Origin of the sequence: Planktothrix prolifica NIVA-CYA 540 (assembly GCF_963864145.1) — a bacterium.
Taxonomy (GTDB): domain Bacteria; phylum Cyanobacteriota; class Cyanobacteriia; order Cyanobacteriales; family Microcoleaceae; genus Planktothrix; species Planktothrix agardhii.
This window is the reverse complement of sequence record NZ_CAWLTW010000001.1, coordinates 4,603,871-4,621,182: the sequence shown is the minus strand read 5'-3', so window position 1 is coordinate 4,621,182 and position 17,312 is coordinate 4,603,871. Positions and strand designations below refer to the sequence as shown.

Below are 17,312 nucleotides of genomic sequence, written 5' to 3'. Positions count from 1 at the left end.
GTTTTAATTATTAAATTCAACACAGCTTAACTTAAAAGTAAATCATGCCATTGATTCATCAGGGCTTCAAAAGCTTTATGGGGTTGAATTGGATGCTCATGAACTTGCCAGAATGAAAGATAGCGATCAATTAATTGAGCGATTAATTGACCTGAAAATTTAATTTTTTGGTTAACAATCTGTTGACGGTCAGATTTTTGTTTTTGTTCTTTGATAAAATTTGTGAATGATTCCTCAGAAGCAAAAACGTTCTGAAGTTGTTCAAAAGGCATAAATAAAACATCCTGAGAAATTAAACTCGATTGAGGTTTAAGCTGATTCGGATCAGGATTAAAACGGCCTGTTTCTATACTTGTTCCAAAGGGAAGAAATTCTATACTGACTGAGGATTGATCAGAAACTAAAATATCAATAAAAGGAAACAGGGTACAGATATTTAAGGTTCTGGGAGCTACAATAATATTAGGCGGGTTATCGTTTAAAGCAAATTCCTCCATTTCTTGAACAGAACGAAGACAACTTTCATACATTGCTTCTAACCCTTTGGGGTAAGCTTGACCTGGATTAACATAAATATGATTTTTGATAATCAAGTTACAGGAAAGTTTCTTAAACAGGGGTAACAGTTGCTCCCATTCTCTCGTATGTCCCCAAGTTGGTGCATATAAAATGGTAGATTCATAAGGTAAGTTGGTTAACTTTAAATAAAGTTCATTATTACTTTCGGCTAAGTTGATTTTGTCGTATTTCGGCCAGCCTCCTTGTAAAATTAATTGGGTGGGTTTATGAAAAGGTTGTGTATAACTTAATCCTAATGCTTGTTGAGCATAATTGAGATGTAACGAACCGGGAACAAAAATAATATTAAATTCCTTTAACCGTTGCTTTTCAATTTCATAAGCATCCACATCTCCTAAATCGTGAGGAAGATAAAATAAGTATTGATAACCCTTCGCTACTGATTTTCTAATCTGAGGATGATGTTGGGTATGATCGAGTAAAATGGCAGCTTTTGCACCTGTGGGTTGTTGTTCAGGGCCTATTAACCAACGACAATCAAAGTGTTGACTCATGGCTTCAAAAACGGATAGTCCCGCTTGAGCTTGTAAGTCATGGTAAGCGACAAAATCAATCTCAATGGGTTGACTAACAAAACCCAATTTACTTTTTGATGAAATACGCTGGAGTAAATTAGTAGTAGAAATATTTTTAGTATAAGGAACTAACTTGAGACGGCCTTGTTTGTGAATTTCTCCATACCATTTTTCCAGATTTTCTGGAGATACATCATCGCCATGACAAACATAATCAATATTTAATTGATTCAAGTAGTCTAAGGTTACATTTAGAGGTGCATTAGGAATCACTTCATCAACATAACGACAACTTTCAACCACTGCTATTCTTTCTGTCATACTCATTAGGGGTTGACGTTTGTATGCAGCAACGGTTTCATCCGAGTGAATGCCAACAATTAATTGATCCCCTAAAGCTCGTGCTTGCTTCAAAAAATTGGCGTGACCCGCATGAAATAGGTCAGCAACCATATCAACATAAATCCGAATCGGTTTCTTTTCTATCATGGGGGAGTTCCTAACCTCAGTTCTAGTTTATCAGGATTATCAATGTTTATTTTTGATTAAGATATTAAATCGATCAGGATTATAAAAACCTGGGATAGTTTCAGCAGAGTTAAATGCTTCTGGATGGAAAATGAGATGTTCTACACGATGGGATTTGCGGGGTAAATCCCCAATAAAAATAGCCGTTTTAGCAACTCTTTTCATCTCCTGAATAACGGTTTGAGCGTAATCTAAATTAGGAAAATAGTGAAATACACTATAAGCAAAAACTTTATCAAAGGATTGGTCTTTAAAAGTTAAATTATTCGCCGAACCCTGTAAAACTGAATGACCCAGCAGTTGAATATGTTTTTGGACTAAGGATTTGGAATAATCAATCCCGACATAATCACAGTTTAAATATTGGGCAATCATCCCAGCCCCACAACCGACTTCTAAGACTTTATCATCGGGTTTGATTTCTAAAATCTCAGTAATTTGCTTGGCTACCCATTCCGGGTCAATAGAGGTTTCTTCAAACCCATCTAACTCTTTTAAATCAGTCGTTTCTAAACGTCCCTTTCGCTCCCAAACTTCATGCCAATTAAAAGTCATAAGCCCTCCTTTACGATTGCAGTAATTTTTCAAAGCATCCCAGAAGATATTGAATTTCACTTTCTTGAATATCTCCCATATTAGCAATACGGAAAATACTGTTTTCTAACCCTCCTTGTCCTGCATAAATGACAAACCCTGATTGTTTTAAGTGATCATGAATTTGTTGATAAGTGTACCCTGTCGGTAACTTATAAGACTTTAAAACACAGGAATAAACTTGAGGTTCTAAAAGGGTTTCAATTCCCAGGGTTTGTAATTTATTTTGAATTTGGTGAGAGCGATATTGATATAACTGTTGTCTCGTTTTCCATCCTCCTAAATCCTCTAATTCTTTTAAAGCTTCTTGCAAAGCATAACTAATTTGTACGGCTTGAGTAAAGGGTGAGTAACCTTCTTGTTGCTGTTTTTGATAGGGATAAAGGTCAAGATATAGGGTATTAGCGGCGGAGGGACGAGACTCAAAGACGGATTTTTTCACCACAACAAATGACAACCCTGGAACCCCATGCAAACACTTATTCGCTGTTGCTGCACAAGCTTCTAAATTCCACTGGGAGAATTTTAATGTTTCTGCACCAAAACTAGAGACACAATCTAACAATAAAGCAATATTTTTATTGTAGCAAATTTCTCCTAATTTTTCGATATCATTTAATCGTCCTGTCGTTGTTTCATGGTGAACGGCTACGATATGGGTAATGGTTGAATCTTGGTTTAAACAGTTCTCAACTTCATTGAGATTCATCGGTTCATCCCAAGCAGATTTGAGGACTGTTAAGGGTTTATTGTGAGTTTGAATCATTTTAGCCATCCGTTCTCCATAAACCCCATTGGCGACAACTAAAGCTTTTCCTGATGGAGGAATTAAGGTTGATAGCATTGCTTCTACAGCCGAGGTTCCTGAACCTGTTAAAATAATGGCTTCATAATCTTTTGTAGCTTCTGGATAAACCTGCAATAAACGAGTTTTGATGTCTAATATTAATTCAGCAAATTCTGGTTCTCGATGGCATAAATCTTCTCGCAATAAAGCTTTACGAACTCTTTCACTCAGAGTTACTGGGCCAGGGTTTAGTAAAATAGGACGATGGGGAATTTTCATACTGGGGTTAATAAAAATTGTCGTAAACGTTGGGCAACTTCAGGAGGGGTAATGGTGGGTCGAGGTAATTGTTTTGGAATTCCTGGTTTGATTTTAACGTGTAGGAAAGTCAATTGTTCTGAAGGGGAACTTAAAGCACTTTGTAGTTGTTCGGGTGTGGTGACACAGGCGACTTTTTCATACCCACAGGCTGAGGCGATCGCGCTAAAATCTATAGAATGGGAAACCGTAGATTGACCTCCTGTGGATTCATGGCATTGATTATCTAATAAAATATGGACGAGGTTTGCTGGTCGTTCATAACCAATAGTTGCTAAGGCTCCTAAACGCATTAAAACGGCTCCATCTCCATCTAAAACAATAACACGGTGTTGAGGTTTATTCAAAGCAATTCCTAAGCCCAGACTAGAAGCACATCCCATTGACCCAACCATATAAAATTGATTTTGGCAATCTTCAATGGCATACAGTTCTCGACCACAATACCCTGTTGTTGCTAACAGAATATCTGAGGGTTGAATCTGATTTTTAATTGCTTTCAAAATGTCATGGCGACTATAACTTTCATGAGATTCAAATTGTGCTGAAGTATTCGGAACTTGATCAGTTTTAGGGGGTAGGCTAGAATTCAAAGGGCAAGACTCCACTGATCCTTTTTTCATGATTAAAGCATAAGGAGTTTGTTGGGTTTTAAGATGTTCCATTGCCCGGTTTAATGTCGGTTGAATTTCCTCAACTTCTGTGGGAAAATAATCCCAGGGAATTTGCATTAATTCCAGCAATTGCGGTGTAATTTGTCCCATTAGATGATGTTGAGGTTCATCAGCAACTCCATCGGGTTGACCCCGCCATGTCACAATAATTAGGATGGGAATTTTAAAGGTTTGATTGAGGGATGTTAAGGGGTTAACCGCATTTCCTAACCCAGAGTTTTGAAACATAACAATACTGGGAATTCCGGCTAATTCTGCACCGGAGGCGATCGCTACAGCATCCCCTTCATTAGCTGCACTCACATAGCGTAAATTCGGAGAATCAATCACATAATTAATGAAAGGAGTCAGATAGGAACAGGGAACACCTGTATATAATCCAAATCCTAACTTTTGTGTTGCTTGAATAAACGTTTCGGCTGGAATCATTAGAAACTCCCTGCTTTAATCATATCTTCAATTTCATCGATATCTAACCAATTGCCAGTAATATAAATTACCTGAATTGGATATCCAAGCTTAATAATTTCATTGATTAAGCTTGGCATTCTTCCTTGTTTCTGTGCCGTTTCTTCTAACAGTAAACTTTTCAAGGTATCCCGTAAGATCTTTTGACCTTGACTAGAAACTTTTAAAATTCCTGTCCACATCCCACAACTTTCGGATTTTGAAAGTTGATTGTTAATTTGCTGTAAATAAACCTCCGTATAAAAAGCTTGTTTAGAATTGGGTAATGAACAACTCACATAATCTGGGCGAACAGAATTAGATTGACCTTGGCTATTTGCATCGACAACTACTACAAAATCATGATTATTATCTAATAACAGTTGCAAGACATACTTTTTAAATAAAACATCGCCATAACCGATGATTAAATCCTGATTTCCTTGTGAAAATTTTTGTAAGCCTAACTGAAGTGATATCAATTCTCCTGTTGAGTCATAATCATCGTTGTCAATATAATTAAGATTGGGTAAATTAATAACCTCTTTCTTATATCCTCGAACCACAGTAATCTCTTTAATCCCAACCATTCGGTAAGTATCTGCCACTTGAGAGAGTAAAGGTTTGCCCTTTAACTCCAGCATACACTTAGGTTTATCGAGGGTAAATTCTCCCAACTCAATTCCTCTTGATGCGGCTAAGAGTAAGGCACTGCTTTGTTTTTGATTTTGAGGAAGATAACGCTTTTCAGCCGCTTGTAATTCTAAAGCTCCTTGTAATCTAAAAACTTCTGAAACGGGAACAATATCTTCTTCAATATTTAATAAATTTTCTTCTGTAAAAATTCGTTTTGTTGCTTGCTGCATTGCTGTTATGGCGGCTCGACAAACCTGATTAGCCCAGATGGCAATTGAAAATTGATAATCTCGAAAAACTTGAGTCGGTGTGGTATAATATTTAGTGGGAACAATCACAACAGGGCATCGATTTCCCCACTCTTGTTTAAACGCTAAAATTTCATCGGGGACTCGTAAGGAACTGTGAATTAAAATCCCATTCGCTCCAGCTTGATGATAAGCTTCGGCTCGTTTTAAAGCTTCCGATAAACCCCATCCAGCAATAAACGCTTCAATTCTAGCAATCACGACAAAATCTTCATCTAATTGAGCATCTTTAGCTGCCTTAATTTTTCCACAAAATTCGTCAATATCCGCTAAAGGTTGGGCTGTTCCATTGATAAAACTGTTGGTTTTAGGAAAGACTTTATCTTCTATGCAAACGCCAGCAATTCCCCGTTGTTCTAATTTTTTAACTAAACGACGAACATTATTAAAGTTACCATAACCCGTATCTCCATCCAACAAAATTGGAATGGATGTGGCATCGGACATAAATTCAAGCACTTCTAACACTTGTGTCCAACTAGCCTCATTATTATCTCGAACGCCTAGCGCTGCGGAGATGGAAAGACCACTCGCCCAAATGCCTTTAAACCCAGTTTCTTCTACAATTCTAGCACTTAATCCATTATGAGCTTCCATGAGAAACTCTAACTGTTGTGAGTCCAGCAATTGTCTCAACTTAGTTGTTTTCCTGATCATATCTGTCCCAATTTTGATCAACGCAGGTTTTCTCGGATGAAAATAAGGTTATTATATGTATATACGGGGATTAGGGAATTTTCAATCCTCCCACCTTGATTCCAAATAAGTTATTATAATTAGCTTGTAGCTAATCACAGTTGTGTTAGGAGTTATAGCATTGGTTATTAGCATACCCTACTTAACTTATAAAACGATCACTGCTCCTAAATTAATTTAAACTCTTAAAACCGGGTTCCTGAAACAAAGGAACTAACTGTTGCTAAGAGTCTTCTCTTAAAATATCCTACTGTACCTAAACTTCCTTATATATAGCGTAATTTCGTATATATTTTTAGATACTTTTACTGGGTCGGGAGGAAATACTTCTTTAGAAGCGATCGCTTGTAATTTACCCATTGTAACTTGTCCTGGGGAATTTATGCGCGGCCGTCATGCTGATAGTTTCTTAAAAATGATTGGTTTAACAGAAACAATTGCAGAAAATGAAGCAGAATATGTTAAAATAGCAGTTAAATTAGGGTTAGATCCTGTATGGCGCAAAACAATTTCTGAACAGATGAGCGATCGCCATTATCTAATTTTTGATGATCAAGTTTGCGTGGCTGGGTTAGAGGAGTTTTATCAAACCGTTGTCGCTGCTTCGGCGCTATTTTATTTGTCCTCAAATCAGTAGGGGTTGCTTACGAATATTCAGGATTCTGATAACAACATCTATCCGATAGGAATAGGCAATGGTCAATAGGAAAGTTTCCTATTCCCCATTACCCATGGAAAACAATTGACCGTTAATTATGATCAGAATCTGGAAAAGTCCGCTTAAATTCTTCAATTAATTCATCAATTTCCTCTAGGGCTTGATTAACGTCTATTCTAAGAGTTCCTAAATTGGGTTTTTCCAAAAGTTTAACGAGGGATTCTCGTTTACCTTCAATTAAAGCCACTCTTTGCTTAATAGTATTTGCATCCATGTTTTTTTCCTCTCTCAGTAAATCAGTTATTAATTTAACATTATTAATCCTTTGTGGTTGAAATTAATCTCTAATTAGGCCTTGCTGAAGCAAAAGATCCCATTTGTTAGACCCTGATTGATTCTAGGGACTGATGAAAGCCTATGCGCCCTACTGGAATCGAACCAGTCTGAAGGCGAATTATGAGTTCGCTGCCTCCCCAATCGGCCAAGGGCGCTTCCGATAATACAATACCATACTCGCACCCAAAATTGTTAATATAGCAGGGAACACCGGAACAGCCCCCCCAAACCCCCCGTGCACGGGGGGCTAGGGGGGAGGGAACACCGGGGGAAAACACTTTACCGTCTGGGTTCCAAGATCCGTCTGGTGTCTTAACTGCCTTGGCGGGCGCTATAGCGATCGCTAATCCCGAATAAATTCCGAGTAAGCTTTATAGGTGATACCATATCATTCGGTATTAGCCCTTAAAATGGCAAGTTAAATCATATCTAAATCTTGAGATGGGACTAAATTCAACTGTTGTTCTGACTGTCGTTTTACTAACCATGATGTTTGGGGCTGGCTTTACCAGTTCCGTCTGGGGCTATGGTCTGGGTCGTTCGGCGTTGAAAGAAATTACACAACCCGATGTGCGTCCAAACAACCTAGCCAATAAAAATAAAAATGGAAACCGCCATGATGGGGTGCTGTTGCTGAAAGAGAAGGATATCCTAGCAACGGTTAAGAAACGCATGGAAGGGAAGGAAGAAGTGGCGAGTGCATCGGCTAAAGCAGCTAATAAACCCACCTCTACCCAAGCCCAGAAACCGAAAACTGAAAGTTCCCCCGCCCCAGTAGCGAATAATAAATCTGTGTTTCCTATTGTTAGCCGGGATGGGGGAGTCAGCTTAGAAGTGGTAGAGGCGACTCGTAAAGGAAATTCTTTGGTTTTAAACGTTAACCTGAAAAATGAAGGCCAAGAATCTGTTCGGTTTCTCTATAGTTTTTTAAATGTTACCGATGATAAGGGTCGTGCTTTGAGCGCGAGTGTGGAAGAATTACCCGGTCAATTGCCTCCTAGTGGCAAAATATATCAGGGAACGGTTACAATTCCCACGGCATTAGTCGAAAATTCCAAGGAATTAACCATGAGTTTAACTGATTATCCTGACCAAAAAATGCAATTGCAGATGTCAGGCATTCCTGTGGCGCAATAGACATCTGGATTTGTGCAAAGGTAATCATGACACTCACGACTCAAGATGTGCTGTGGCGATTGTTCTCAGTGCTATTTTTGATTACGATTAATGCCTTTTTTGTGACGGCTGAATTCTCCATGGTTTCGGTACGGCGATCGCGTATTAATCAATTAGTTGATGAAGGGGATGCTCCGGCGCGAACCGTTCAACAACTGCAACGAAGAATTGATTTATTTCTGTCTACAACTCAGTTAGGAATCACCCTTTCTAGTCTAGCATTGGGTTGGATTGGAGAAGCAACGGTAGCGATGACTTTAAAGGAAATTCTTACTCCTTTACCCCTACCTGTTTCTTTCCAGAATGCGATTTCTCATTCCTTAGTAGTTCCGATTTTTGCCTTTTTCCTAATTGCTTATTTGCAAATTGTCCTGGGGGAATTATATCCCAAATCCCTAGCATTAGTCTATCCTGAACAATTATCTCGGTTTTTAGCTCCTCCAAGTTTAACGATCGCTCGTTTTTTTAAACCCTTTGTTTGGAGTTTAAATGAATCGACCCGTTGGTTATTGCAATTATGTGGAATTCAGTTTACGGGTCATCCCTATACCAGAGTCACCTCGGAAGAATTGCAATTAATGATTACAACATCGAGTGAATCGATCGGTTTACAAGCTGAGGAACGAGAATTACTGAATAATGTGTTTGAATTTGGGGATGTAATCGCGGAAGAAATCATGGTTCCCCGTACCAGTATTGTAGCTATTCCTAATAACGCTACGTTCCAAATGTTACTGAATGAAATGGCAAATTCTGAACATTCCCGTTATCCGATTATGGGAGAATCTTTAGATGATATTTTAGGAACAATTGACTTTAGAGATTTAGCTAAACCCCTAGCAGATAGGTTACTATCTCAGAGTAGTTTAATCAAACCTTGGGTACGTCCGGCGCGGTTTATTTCTGCACAAATGCCCTTGAATGAGGTATTGTCTTTAATGCAGCGATCGCAATTACAATTAGTAATTGTAGTTGATGAATTTGGAGGAACAGCCGGATTAGTAACTATTCAAGATGTGATTGCAGAAATTATTGGGGATCATTTTAATTCCACAGAATCTGAAGATGTTACGATTCAATTTATTGACGATCATACTTTTTTAGTTCAAGCTCAATTAGACTTAGAAGAACTGAATGAACGTTTAGATTTAAACTTACCTTTAACCGAAGAATATCAAACCCTAGGAGGATTTTTGATCTATCAATTCCAAAAAATTCCAGTCGTTGGAGAAACCTTAAATTATCAAACTTTTGATTTTACCATTTTATCAACAGAAGGCCCTCGTTTAGATCAGATTGAAATTCGGACGATTCTACCAGAAACCCTAGAAACTCCCTCAGAAACCATTAATATAGAAGTTGAGGAATCCCAGGATATTCCTGAAGTTTCTGAAAGTTCCGAACAAGAATAATCAGTCATCAGTTTAAAGATTAGCCGATTTACAATAACTGATAAAGGGACTTCCTCAACAGCAGGATGTTTTTCTAAGGTTAAATTAGATTTTTGAGAACCGGATAAACGCTTGAGCAAAGTGGGTTTAGGATCATGAAGAAGATAAATAATCTGATCTCCAACTTGCCAAGATTCTGAAGCGGCTAAAACTTGGAAATTGCCATCTCTTTCTATTAATAAAGGAATTAATTCCCCAGAGCGAATTAATGCTTGTAGATGGGCTATTTGAAATTCTAATCCGGGTTGACGTAATACTGTTTCACCTAATTTTACTTCCTTGTCTTCCAGATAAGTATTCCACTCTTTTAAAGAAACATCTGGAATAAAAGCCTGTTGAACTTTCTCCCGATTAACAGTTATTGTAGTTTGAGGTTCCCGGGGAAATAATGCTAATACCCGGGGCGGTTTAAATTCGGCATCTGCACGTTCAGCCAGTACCACATTTACTTCCCCATTACTCGTCATTGCTAGGAATGTTCCCATTAATTCTAGTCCCGCTTCCTCCAAAACATTGGCATCTAAAGCACTACTTTGATAAACCCGTAACCCTTGCTGTCGGGCTTTTTCACAGGCTTCGGTGTCAGTATCAATCATCACCACTAACTCATTCCGTTCTTGGAACAATCTACCAATCAATCGACTCAAAGGATTTGAACCAACAATCACCGCCCCCGTTACCGACTGGGAAGTTACTCCTAATTTTTCAGCCATCCATCGGGCAGTTAATCCTTGAATTACCACCGTCATAATAATAGTTAAGAAGACTAAAGCTTTAATTGAGTCTCCCCCATTAATTCCCCGTTGGGTAAGTAAAATCGCAAACAAAGAAGCAACAGAAGCCGATACAATTCCCCTAGGTGAAATCCAAGACGCAAATAATTTTTGTCGCCAATTCAGGTTACTATTTAAAGTACAAAGCCAAATATTAATCGGACGCACAACCCACATTAACGCCAAAACCGTTAATACACTTCCCCATCCCAAAGCTACTATACTTTCTAAGGATAAATCCGCCGCTAATAAAATAAATAAAACTGAAACCGCCAACATCGTTAACTGACCTTTAAATCGGAGTAACTGACGCATTTCAGGAACACCGACATAACGCACCATCATTCCGGCGACAACTGTTGTCATTAAACCCGATTCACTCATTAGCAATTCTGCGGTATCAAATAATCCCCACAAAGCCGCTAATACCACTAAATTCTTTAATTCTTCCGACATAAATTGGGCAGTTTTTAATAACCATCCCAACATTCCACCCCCAATTAAGCCAATTCCCGCCCCAATACCTAAACGCAATAGCAGTTGTCCCATAATTTCTAGGGGGTCAGTATTGCCATTCAGGACAACGTTAAGGACTAAAACCGCTAAAATCGCCCCCACGGGGTCAATTAGAACCCCTTCACCTTCTAACAAAGCGGAAACTTGACGGTCTACGGAAACCTGTTTCAGCAATGGCCCGATTACCGTTGGGCCTGTGACCACCACCAAAGCCGCGTAGAGAAAGGCGATGGGCCAAGGAAATTCCCCTAACCAATGGGCCGCTATTCCAGCCCCCATCAGGGTGATTAAAGTACCAAAGGTGACTAAATTGCGAATACTCCCAGAGACTTGACCCAGCGCCCGCAGGTCTAAACTTAATCCCCCCTCAAACAGAATTAAGGCTACCGACAGAGAGACAATGACTTCTAAACCACTTCCCAACAGGTTTGGCTGTACTAAACTCAAGCCGTCATTCCCCGCCAGAATGCCGAATAATAGCAGAAATACGATGGCAGGAACTTTCAGGTAGTCTGCCAAGACTTGAGCCGAAATCCCAGCCATGACCGTAATGACCATTAACAGGGTGATTTGAAAAGATGATGTCTCCATAGGCGCTATTGTTGCAGACTACCCACTGAATTGAAAAGAGTTGTATTCTGTTCCACTATAGCTTCTGTCTAATCCAGGACTCCCCCGTAGGGCCAGTACCCGCACCATCTTCTCGCTCAACCTCAACTATCCGGTGATGTTATGTCAAAATCGACGATTACTTATTGGAACCCATTAAGTCCACAAAATCAAGACCATTGGAAACCCATTTTAGAGATGGAAAATAGCGTTGAAGAACTAACGTTAAGTCAGGATGCTGATCAATGAGTTATCTTTAGATAGATTAAGCATTGAGAATATCCTGAACCGTCAATTCTACTAATTCCCCTTCCACAAATTCATTAATCTTCATTGAATTAACAGAATAACCATAAAAATTAATTTGATAATCCGTAATTTTAACGCCAGTTTGTTGTTCAACCTGGGCTAATAATTCCGGAGGTAATTCGATATGAATATCTAAAATTTTATCGGTATCCAAACAATTAACATGGGAATGGGAATCGCTAATATGTCCATATAAACGGCCATCCGAACGTTCCACACACTCAATAATATTTTCCCGCGATAGGGCTTCTAAATTTTGATAAACCGATGTATGACCAATAGCTTTACCCTGTTGATTTAATCGATCATAAATATCCCGGGCTGATAAATGTTCTTGAACTTGCCAAAGCAATTCTAAAACTAAACGACGCTGACGACTCAGCCGCATTCCTTTAGCTTGACAATAATTGATTGCATCTTCTAAACAACGAATTGGTTTCACTATTTTTGCCTCAGTTTATTTATGAAATTTCAATAGTTTTGGGAGCACCGATCCCATACTTAGACTATACTTTCTATTGTATCTTAGGGATTTTATAGTAAACAGTGGTTTCTATCTGCAAAGGTTGACATTGAATGGCAATTATCATCAAGCTAAATTCTGAGCAAGTAAATCGTTTAGATTTGTCCCCTGTGCAAAGGGTAATCGATCCTATCCCTGAAAATACCGATATTACAGCCTATGAACAGCAAATTAGCTTCGAGATCGACTATTCCCGTGACCCGGAAGACCCCAGAGAAATTTCAGAAGTTCCTGAAATTCGATTATGGTTTATTCGCCTAGACGCCCAATATCCTTGGCTACCCTTGTTTCTGGACTGGAAATCTGGGGAATTAGCCCGTTATGTGGCGATGCTCGTCCCCCATCAATTCCATCGTACCGAAGGCATCCAATATAACCCGGAAGCCCTAGAAATCTTCTTAATGCAAAAGATCTTTATCCTTGACCACTGGCTCACCCAAAACAACCTTCCCAGTAAATCCCGCCTCATGGCCATGGCTCAAATGCTAGGCTATGACCTTGATGATACCTTCTTTGAAACTTATACCCAAGGGTGTTAATGGTTGGGAGGGCTGCTTCCCAGGGTTGTTTTAAAGTTGGGTGGGAAAAAATCAAGAAGGGGCGCTCGCTAACCATTAACAGCCAACACCCCAATCTTTCAACACCTCAACCTTAACCGTCAACACCCAATAAACATGGGTGCAAATAATGTGATAATGCTTATAGAAGGAAGATCGGGCTTGCCGTTATTCAATCGAGTGAGTCAGATGTTCAACTAAATTCAGTAGATTAACGGCTTCTTTGCCCAGTATTAAGTAACAATCACACAGACAAGCTGCGTCAGTTATGACTCAAATTTCAGTAACCTCCGATGCTCCGAGTATGGGGCGTCGTCAATTCATGAATTTACTGACCTTCGGTACAGTTACAGGCGTTGCTGTCGGGGCGCTGTATCCGGTGATCAAATATTTTCTGCCCCCCTCTAGCGGTTCTGCTGGCGGTGGTGTCACGGCTAAAGATGCTCTGGGTAACGATGTTATCGTCAGTGAATTTTTATCCAGCCATAAACCGGGTGATCGGGTTTTGGCTCAAGGTTTAAAAGGCGACCCCACCTATATGGTGATTGAGTCCGATTCCTCCTTAGCGGAATATGGAATCAATGCGGTTTGTACCCACTTAGGGTGCGTTGTCCCTTGGAATGCCAGCGAAAATAAATTTATGTGTCCCTGTCACGGCTCTCAATATAACTCCGAGGGCAAAGTTGTTCGTGGGCCAGCACCGTTATCCTTACCCCTGGTTCACGCCACGGTTACGGATGATAGATTGAGCTTTACAACTTGGACAGAAACCGATTTCCGCACGGGTGAAAATCCCTGGTGGTCTTAATAAATTTTAAATTCTAGGATTTTAGATTTTAGATAAATACCTGAAATCTGAACTCTGCGATCATTGATTCTGTTGACTTTGACCAGAAATAGAACATTAGTAATGCAACCAATTGATCAATTAGTAAAAATGCCTCGTTTGCGGGCTTGGAAAATCCTTTGGGTTGCCGTAGCAACGGTTGCTTTCTTCCTAACCAGTGATTTTGCCCTACCCCAGTCGGCGGCGGCCTATCCTTTTTGGGCGCAAGAAACCGCTCCCCTAACCCCCCGGGAAGCGACGGGACGGATTGTTTGTGCCAACTGTCACTTAGCGGCAAAATCTACGGAAATTGAAGTTCCCCAATCGGTTTTACCGGATACTGTTTTTAAAGCGGTTGTTAAAATTCCCTACGATACCAACGTTCAACAAGTCACGGCCGATGGTAGTAAAGGTGGTTTAAACGTCGGTGCGGTATTAATGCTGCCCGAAGGCTTTAAAATTGCTCCTGAAGATCGGATTCCTGAAGAATGGAAGGAAGAAATTGGTGATCTATACTTCCAACCCTATCGGGAAGATCAAGAAAATGTGGTGATTGTTGGGCCATTACCCGGAGAAGAACATCAAGAAATTATCTTCCCTGTCTTGTCTCCTAACCCCGAAACGGATAAATCCGTTCACTATGGTAAATTTGCTATTCATGTCGGTGGAAACCGAGGTCGCGGTCAAGTCTATCCGGCCGGAAACTCTAGCAATAATACCGTTTATAAAGCCTCTGCTGCTGGAACCGTTACTCAGGTAACAACGGACGCAGAATCAGGTTCTCAAGTGACCATTCAAAAGGCCGACGGTCAAACCGTTGTCGATGAAATTCCTCTTGGCCCTTCTGTGATGGTTTCTGAAGGTCAAACTGTTGCAGTAGGTGATGCTTTAACCGATAACCCAAATGTGGGCGGTTTTGGTCAGCATGATACTGAAATTGTTCTGCAAAGTTCCACTCGTGTTACTGGCTTAATTGCTTTTATCGCTTTGGTGATGTTAGCTCAAGTTATGCTGGTAATGAAGAAGAAACAAATTGAGAAAGTTCAAGCGGCTGAAATGAATTTCTAACTTTTGAGTCGTTTTGATGATTTCAACCCTTGTAGAGACGTTAAATTTAACGTCTCTACAACTTTTTTTACTCTTCTTTGTGTCTTTGTGTCTTTGTGGTTAAATTAGGCTGGAAAATATTATGTCAATTACTAAAAACGAGATTAAAGTCGGATCTTTAGATTGGTTTTATCGGGAAACAAATCCCGAAACCAATGATAAAATTCCCGTGGTGTTATTGCATGGATTAGTTTCTCAGAGTTATAGTTGGTTAGTAATTTTAGATGAATTAGAAAAACAAGGATATAAAGCGATCGCACCGGACTGGATAGGTTCTGGATATTCGGGAAAACCAGATAAACGGGATTTTAACTATACGCCTGATGCCTTTATTCAAGGTTTAGGAGAATTTTTAAAACAGTTAAAAATAGAAAAATTTTATTTAGTTGTTCAAGGATTTTTAGGCTCAATGGGATTACAATATGCCCTACGTTATCCTGAACAAATTGAAAAATTAATTATTCTGAATACTCCTATTTCCACATCGGTTAAACTCCCCTGGAAATTACAACAAATGGCGTTACCGTTTGTGGGAGATATGATCACTCAAGATCCTTTATTAGTTGATAGAACTTTAGAAGGAGGTAGTAAATATGTGATTGAAGATAAGGTTTTAGAAGTGTATCGTAGTCCGTTTTTAAAGGCTTCTGCGGCTGGACGATCGCTCTTAGCAACCTTAAAAAATTTACGCTTAAAAGATGCTATGATTGAAATAGAATCTGGCTTTAAAAATTGGCATCGCCCAACTCAAATTATTTGGGGATTAATTGATCCTTGGTTGAATTTTACCGATGTTGAAACCTTTGCAAAAGGGATTTCTGATATTGAAATTATCACCTTAGAAAAAGCCGGACATTATCCCCAAGAACATTGGCCTCAAGAAATTAGTCAGGCTTTAATATTATTTTTGCGGAAAAAAGTAGTTTAAGATTATCAACCCCAAAAACCCCCGTTGTTGGGCTTCAGCCCATCTTAAGAGGGGCTAAAGCCCAACAACGGATTACTGAGTAATTTTTTCGGCTTCTTCTGAATCAAGATGTCTGGCCAGCACTTGAGCCGTTGTATCCAACAGGCGTTCTGAAAAGGCTTTAGTTAAGTCTGTCCGCAAGCCTTGTCCTATATAAAACTTCAGCAACGCTTCTACAGACATATCTCGAATTGTCGCTATTTTTGTCAGTGATTCTAAAGTATCTATTGGGACTTCAATCGAGACTGTTTCCGTGATCCGTGGCCGCAATTGCAATTTTATTTCTGCTTCAGGATTGTTCATATAATTTCCTTTCAGTGCGGGTAGCAGGACGGGAAGAAATGATGCAGATTCGCAGACTACGTTCTACATAAACTACGAGTAATAGGCGTTGAGAAAGGGAATAACCCAGTATAAAATCGCGCGGTTCCTGATTAGAAGTAGCGTCTCCCTCCTGATAGAATGGATCGAAGAAAACCTCTGCGGCTTCTTCAAAGCTAACGCCATGTTTTTCTAGGTTGCTCTCGGCTTTGTTTATGTCCCATTCAAAGTCAACACCTTGTAGCCTGTACACACTATCCATACTTCGATATTAACATTATTTAGAGAAAAGCGAAAGTATCGGCGAAACTAAGATTTTCTCTCTTCTGTGAAATTAAATACAGAATGCGATTATTAATCTATTATAAGTAAGTAGGCTCTATAAAACCTCCCTATGTAAACAATTGTTAATCAGTCTAACACTCTCTAATGGATGATCTAAGCCTTCAAACTCCATGAAAAATACCTTTCCAACTAATCAAAAATGTTCCTGTCAGGGGAATTGTTCCCATTTGTTAAGTCGTCGTTGGTTTATGCGATCGCTTTTAACAACTATTGTTTCTATTCCTCTGTTAGAATTTGCTAAACCCGCTCTATCTGCAAATCATCACGCTACAGCTTTAGTATTAAGTTGTATTGATTTTCGGTTTATGAATGCAGAACAGCAATTTCTCTCTAATATTTTACCTCAAAAATATGACTGGACAGCCCTAGCCGGAGCTTCCTTAGCAATTTCTGGTTTTCCCCACAAAGCAGAAGCAACGGTTTTTTGGGATCAATTAGATTTATCCTATAAACTCCATTCTATTGAAAAAGTGATCATTTTAGATCATGAAGATTGTGGAGCATACTCTAGTTTAATTAACCCTAACCTGCATCAAAATCCCGAACAAGAATATCAAGCCCATGCTGATTATTTAAACCAAGCCTATACCAAGATTCGTCATCGTTATCCCAATCTGGATGTAGAACTATATTTTGTTACTTTAGAGTCGCAATTCCAAGCGGTGATACCTAAAAAAATTACCTTTCCTTGGTCTAGCTAAAATCCTGAAGCGACAGAATAACTCCAGAAAGATATAATCAAGATATTCTGTTATT

Annotated in this window: 18 protein-coding genes, 1 tRNA gene and 1 pseudogene; 9 read left to right on the top strand and 11 right to left on the bottom strand. The window is 39.3% G+C overall.

The genetic code is table 11. From position 1 onward, the window contains the following. Positions 1–26: 26 nt before the first annotated feature. The 5 genes from AC559H_RS20465 to aepX are packed head-to-tail and all read right to left on the bottom strand — an operon-like array spanning position 27 to position 6,043. Positions 27–1,583, bottom strand: coding sequence for an adenylyltransferase/cytidyltransferase family protein (locus tag AC559H_RS20465; protein ID WP_052349340.1), 1,557 nt, complete (start codon positions 1,581–1,583; stop codon positions 27–29). A gap of 39 nt (positions 1,584–1,622) precedes the next feature. Then, the gene (locus AC559H_RS20460) at positions 1,623–2,177 is read right to left on the bottom strand and encodes a class I SAM-dependent methyltransferase (RefSeq protein WP_026795109.1); all 555 of its coding nucleotides are present in this window, start codon (positions 2,175–2,177) and stop codon (positions 1,623–1,625) included. Between the two features lie 10 nt (positions 2,178–2,187). Beyond that, complete coding sequence (locus AC559H_RS20455; protein ID WP_026795110.1) at positions 2,188–3,282, bottom strand: 2-aminoethylphosphonate aminotransferase; 1,095 nt, start codon at positions 3,280–3,282, stop codon at positions 2,188–2,190. After that, positions 3,279–4,424 carry a phosphonopyruvate decarboxylase gene (gene aepY / locus AC559H_RS20450; RefSeq protein ID WP_026795111.1) on the bottom strand — a complete coding sequence of 382 codons (1,146 nt, stop codon included), beginning with the start codon at positions 4,422–4,424 and terminating at the stop codon, positions 3,279–3,281. Before aepY ends, AC559H_RS20455 begins: the two co-directional genes overlap by 4 nt. Then, positions 4,424–6,043, bottom strand: coding sequence for a phosphoenolpyruvate mutase (gene aepX, locus AC559H_RS20445; protein ID WP_042155018.1), 1,620 nt, complete (start codon positions 6,041–6,043; stop codon positions 4,424–4,426). The genes aepY and aepX overlap by 1 nt, the downstream gene beginning before the upstream one ends. 283 nt (positions 6,044–6,326) lie before the next feature. Between aepX and AC559H_RS20440 the strand changes: the two genes are divergently transcribed. Then, positions 6,327–6,719 carry an O-linked N-acetylglucosamine transferase family protein gene (locus tag AC559H_RS20440; RefSeq protein ID WP_081694810.1) on the top strand — a complete coding sequence of 131 codons (393 nt, stop codon included), beginning with the start codon at positions 6,327–6,329 and terminating at the stop codon, positions 6,717–6,719. A 112-nt stretch (positions 6,720–6,831) separates the two neighbouring features. Here AC559H_RS20440 and AC559H_RS20435 read toward each other — a convergent pair whose 3' ends face one another. Further along, positions 6,832–7,014 carry a hypothetical protein gene (locus AC559H_RS20435; protein WP_026788339.1) on the bottom strand — a complete coding sequence of 61 codons (183 nt, stop codon included), beginning with the start codon at positions 7,012–7,014 and terminating at the stop codon, positions 6,832–6,834. Positions 7,015–7,158: 144 nt separating this feature from the next. Further along, positions 7,159–7,231 (bottom strand) — tRNA-Met (locus tag AC559H_RS20430). A gap of 286 nt (positions 7,232–7,517) precedes the next feature. On the opposite strand from AC559H_RS20430, the gene AC559H_RS20425 reads away from it, so the two are divergent. Together AC559H_RS20425 and AC559H_RS20420 are read left to right on the top strand one after the other, a co-directional pair. Next, positions 7,518–8,213, top strand: a complete 696-nt coding sequence (locus AC559H_RS20425; protein ID WP_026788340.1) for a hypothetical protein — start codon at positions 7,518–7,520, stop codon at positions 8,211–8,213. A gap of 26 nt (positions 8,214–8,239) precedes the next feature. Further along, positions 8,240–9,499: pseudogene (locus AC559H_RS20420) on the top strand (hemolysin family protein); the annotation flags it as partial. A gap of 44 nt (positions 9,500–9,543) precedes the next feature. Here the strand turns inward: AC559H_RS20420 and AC559H_RS20415 are convergent. Continuing rightward, a complete protein-coding gene (locus AC559H_RS20415; RefSeq protein WP_081692270.1) occupies positions 9,544–11,583 on the bottom strand; it encodes a cation:proton antiporter in 2,040 nt (679 codons plus the stop codon). Positions 11,584–11,724: 141 nt separating this feature from the next. Between AC559H_RS20415 and AC559H_RS20410 the strand changes: the two genes are divergently transcribed. Then, on the top strand, positions 11,725–11,850 hold the full coding sequence (locus tag AC559H_RS20410; RefSeq protein ID WP_267879850.1) for a hypothetical protein: 126 nt from the start codon (positions 11,725–11,727) through the stop codon (positions 11,848–11,850). A 16-nt stretch (positions 11,851–11,866) separates the two neighbouring features. On the opposite strand, the gene AC559H_RS20405 is transcribed toward AC559H_RS20410, so the two are convergent. Continuing rightward, complete coding sequence (locus AC559H_RS20405) at positions 11,867–12,352, bottom strand: Fur family transcriptional regulator (protein ID WP_043937880.1); 486 nt, start codon at positions 12,350–12,352, stop codon at positions 11,867–11,869. Between the two features lie 134 nt (positions 12,353–12,486). On the opposite strand from AC559H_RS20405, the gene AC559H_RS20400 reads away from it, so the two are divergent. From AC559H_RS20400 to AC559H_RS20385, 4 genes are all read left to right on the top strand, one after another. Continuing rightward, a complete protein-coding gene (locus tag AC559H_RS20400; protein ID WP_026788341.1) occupies positions 12,487–12,972 on the top strand; it encodes a CRR6 family NdhI maturation factor in 486 nt (161 codons plus the stop codon). Positions 12,973–13,258: 286 nt separating this feature from the next. Further along, positions 13,259–13,798 carry a cytochrome b6-f complex iron-sulfur subunit gene (gene petC, locus AC559H_RS20395; RefSeq protein ID WP_026795115.1) on the top strand — a complete coding sequence of 180 codons (540 nt, stop codon included), beginning with the start codon at positions 13,259–13,261 and terminating at the stop codon, positions 13,796–13,798. A gap of 129 nt (positions 13,799–13,927) precedes the next feature. Then, the gene (petA, locus tag AC559H_RS20390; RefSeq protein WP_026795116.1) at positions 13,928–14,884 is read left to right on the top strand and encodes a cytochrome f; all 957 of its coding nucleotides are present in this window, start codon (positions 13,928–13,930) and stop codon (positions 14,882–14,884) included. Between the two features lie 121 nt (positions 14,885–15,005). Beyond that, positions 15,006–15,851, top strand: coding sequence for an alpha/beta fold hydrolase (locus tag AC559H_RS20385; RefSeq protein ID WP_026795117.1), 846 nt, complete (start codon positions 15,006–15,008; stop codon positions 15,849–15,851). 72 nt (positions 15,852–15,923) lie between these two features. Here AC559H_RS20385 and AC559H_RS20380 read toward each other — a convergent pair whose 3' ends face one another. After that, positions 15,924–16,193, bottom strand: a complete 270-nt coding sequence (locus tag AC559H_RS20380; protein WP_026788345.1) for a hypothetical protein — start codon at positions 16,191–16,193, stop codon at positions 15,924–15,926. After that, complete coding sequence (locus AC559H_RS20375; RefSeq protein WP_026788346.1) at positions 16,180–16,473, bottom strand: BrnT family toxin; 294 nt, start codon at positions 16,471–16,473, stop codon at positions 16,180–16,182. The genes AC559H_RS20380 and AC559H_RS20375 overlap by 14 nt, the downstream gene beginning before the upstream one ends. Positions 16,474–16,666: 193 nt before the next feature. Here AC559H_RS20375 and AC559H_RS20370 point away from each other — a divergent pair, with 193 nt between their 5' ends. After that, positions 16,667–17,257: a carbonic anhydrase gene (locus AC559H_RS20370; protein ID WP_026788347.1), complete on the top strand. Its 591-nt coding sequence runs from the start codon at positions 16,667–16,669 to the stop codon at positions 17,255–17,257. The last annotated feature ends 55 nt before the right edge of the window (positions 17,258–17,312 follow it).

Excerpts from the sequence above, each read along its gene's own strand:
- AC559H_RS20375 (WP_026788346.1), bottom strand. The coding sequence starts at position 16,473 with ATGGATAGTGTGTACAGGCTACAAGGTGTTGACTTTGAATGGGACATA.
- petA (WP_026795116.1), top strand. The coding sequence starts at position 13,928 with ATGCCTCGTTTGCGGGCTTGGAAAATCCTTTGGGTTGCCGTAGCAACG.
- petC (WP_026795115.1), top strand. The coding sequence starts at position 13,259 with ATGACTCAAATTTCAGTAACCTCCGATGCTCCGAGTATGGGGCGTCGT.
- AC559H_RS20435 (WP_026788339.1), bottom strand. The coding sequence starts at position 7,014 with ATGGATGCAAATACTATTAAGCAAAGAGTGGCTTTAATTGAAGGTAAA.
- AC559H_RS20465 (WP_052349340.1), bottom strand. The coding sequence starts at position 1,583 with ATGATAGAAAAGAAACCGATTCGGATTTATGTTGATATGGTTGCTGAC.
- AC559H_RS20425 (WP_026788340.1), top strand. The coding sequence starts at position 7,518 with ATGGGACTAAATTCAACTGTTGTTCTGACTGTCGTTTTACTAACCATG.
- AC559H_RS20370 (WP_026788347.1), top strand. The coding sequence starts at position 16,667 with ATGAAAAATACCTTTCCAACTAATCAAAAATGTTCCTGTCAGGGGAAT.
- AC559H_RS20380 (WP_026788345.1), bottom strand. The coding sequence starts at position 16,193 with ATGAACAATCCTGAAGCAGAAATAAAATTGCAATTGCGGCCACGGATC.
- AC559H_RS20385 (WP_026795117.1), top strand. The coding sequence starts at position 15,006 with ATGTCAATTACTAAAAACGAGATTAAAGTCGGATCTTTAGATTGGTTT.
- AC559H_RS20400 (WP_026788341.1), top strand. The coding sequence starts at position 12,487 with ATGGCAATTATCATCAAGCTAAATTCTGAGCAAGTAAATCGTTTAGAT.
- AC559H_RS20460 (WP_026795109.1), bottom strand. The coding sequence starts at position 2,177 with ATGACTTTTAATTGGCATGAAGTTTGGGAGCGAAAGGGACGTTTAGAA.
- AC559H_RS20410 (WP_267879850.1), top strand. The coding sequence starts at position 11,725 with ATGTCAAAATCGACGATTACTTATTGGAACCCATTAAGTCCACAAAAT.
- aepX (WP_042155018.1), bottom strand. The coding sequence starts at position 6,043 with ATGATCAGGAAAACAACTAAGTTGAGACAATTGCTGGACTCACAACAG.
- AC559H_RS20415 (WP_081692270.1), bottom strand. The coding sequence starts at position 11,583 with ATGGAGACATCATCTTTTCAAATCACCCTGTTAATGGTCATTACGGTC.
- AC559H_RS20455 (WP_026795110.1), bottom strand. The coding sequence starts at position 3,282 with ATGAAAATTCCCCATCGTCCTATTTTACTAAACCCTGGCCCAGTAACT.
- aepY (WP_026795111.1), bottom strand. The coding sequence starts at position 4,424 with ATGATTCCAGCCGAAACGTTTATTCAAGCAACACAAAAGTTAGGATTT.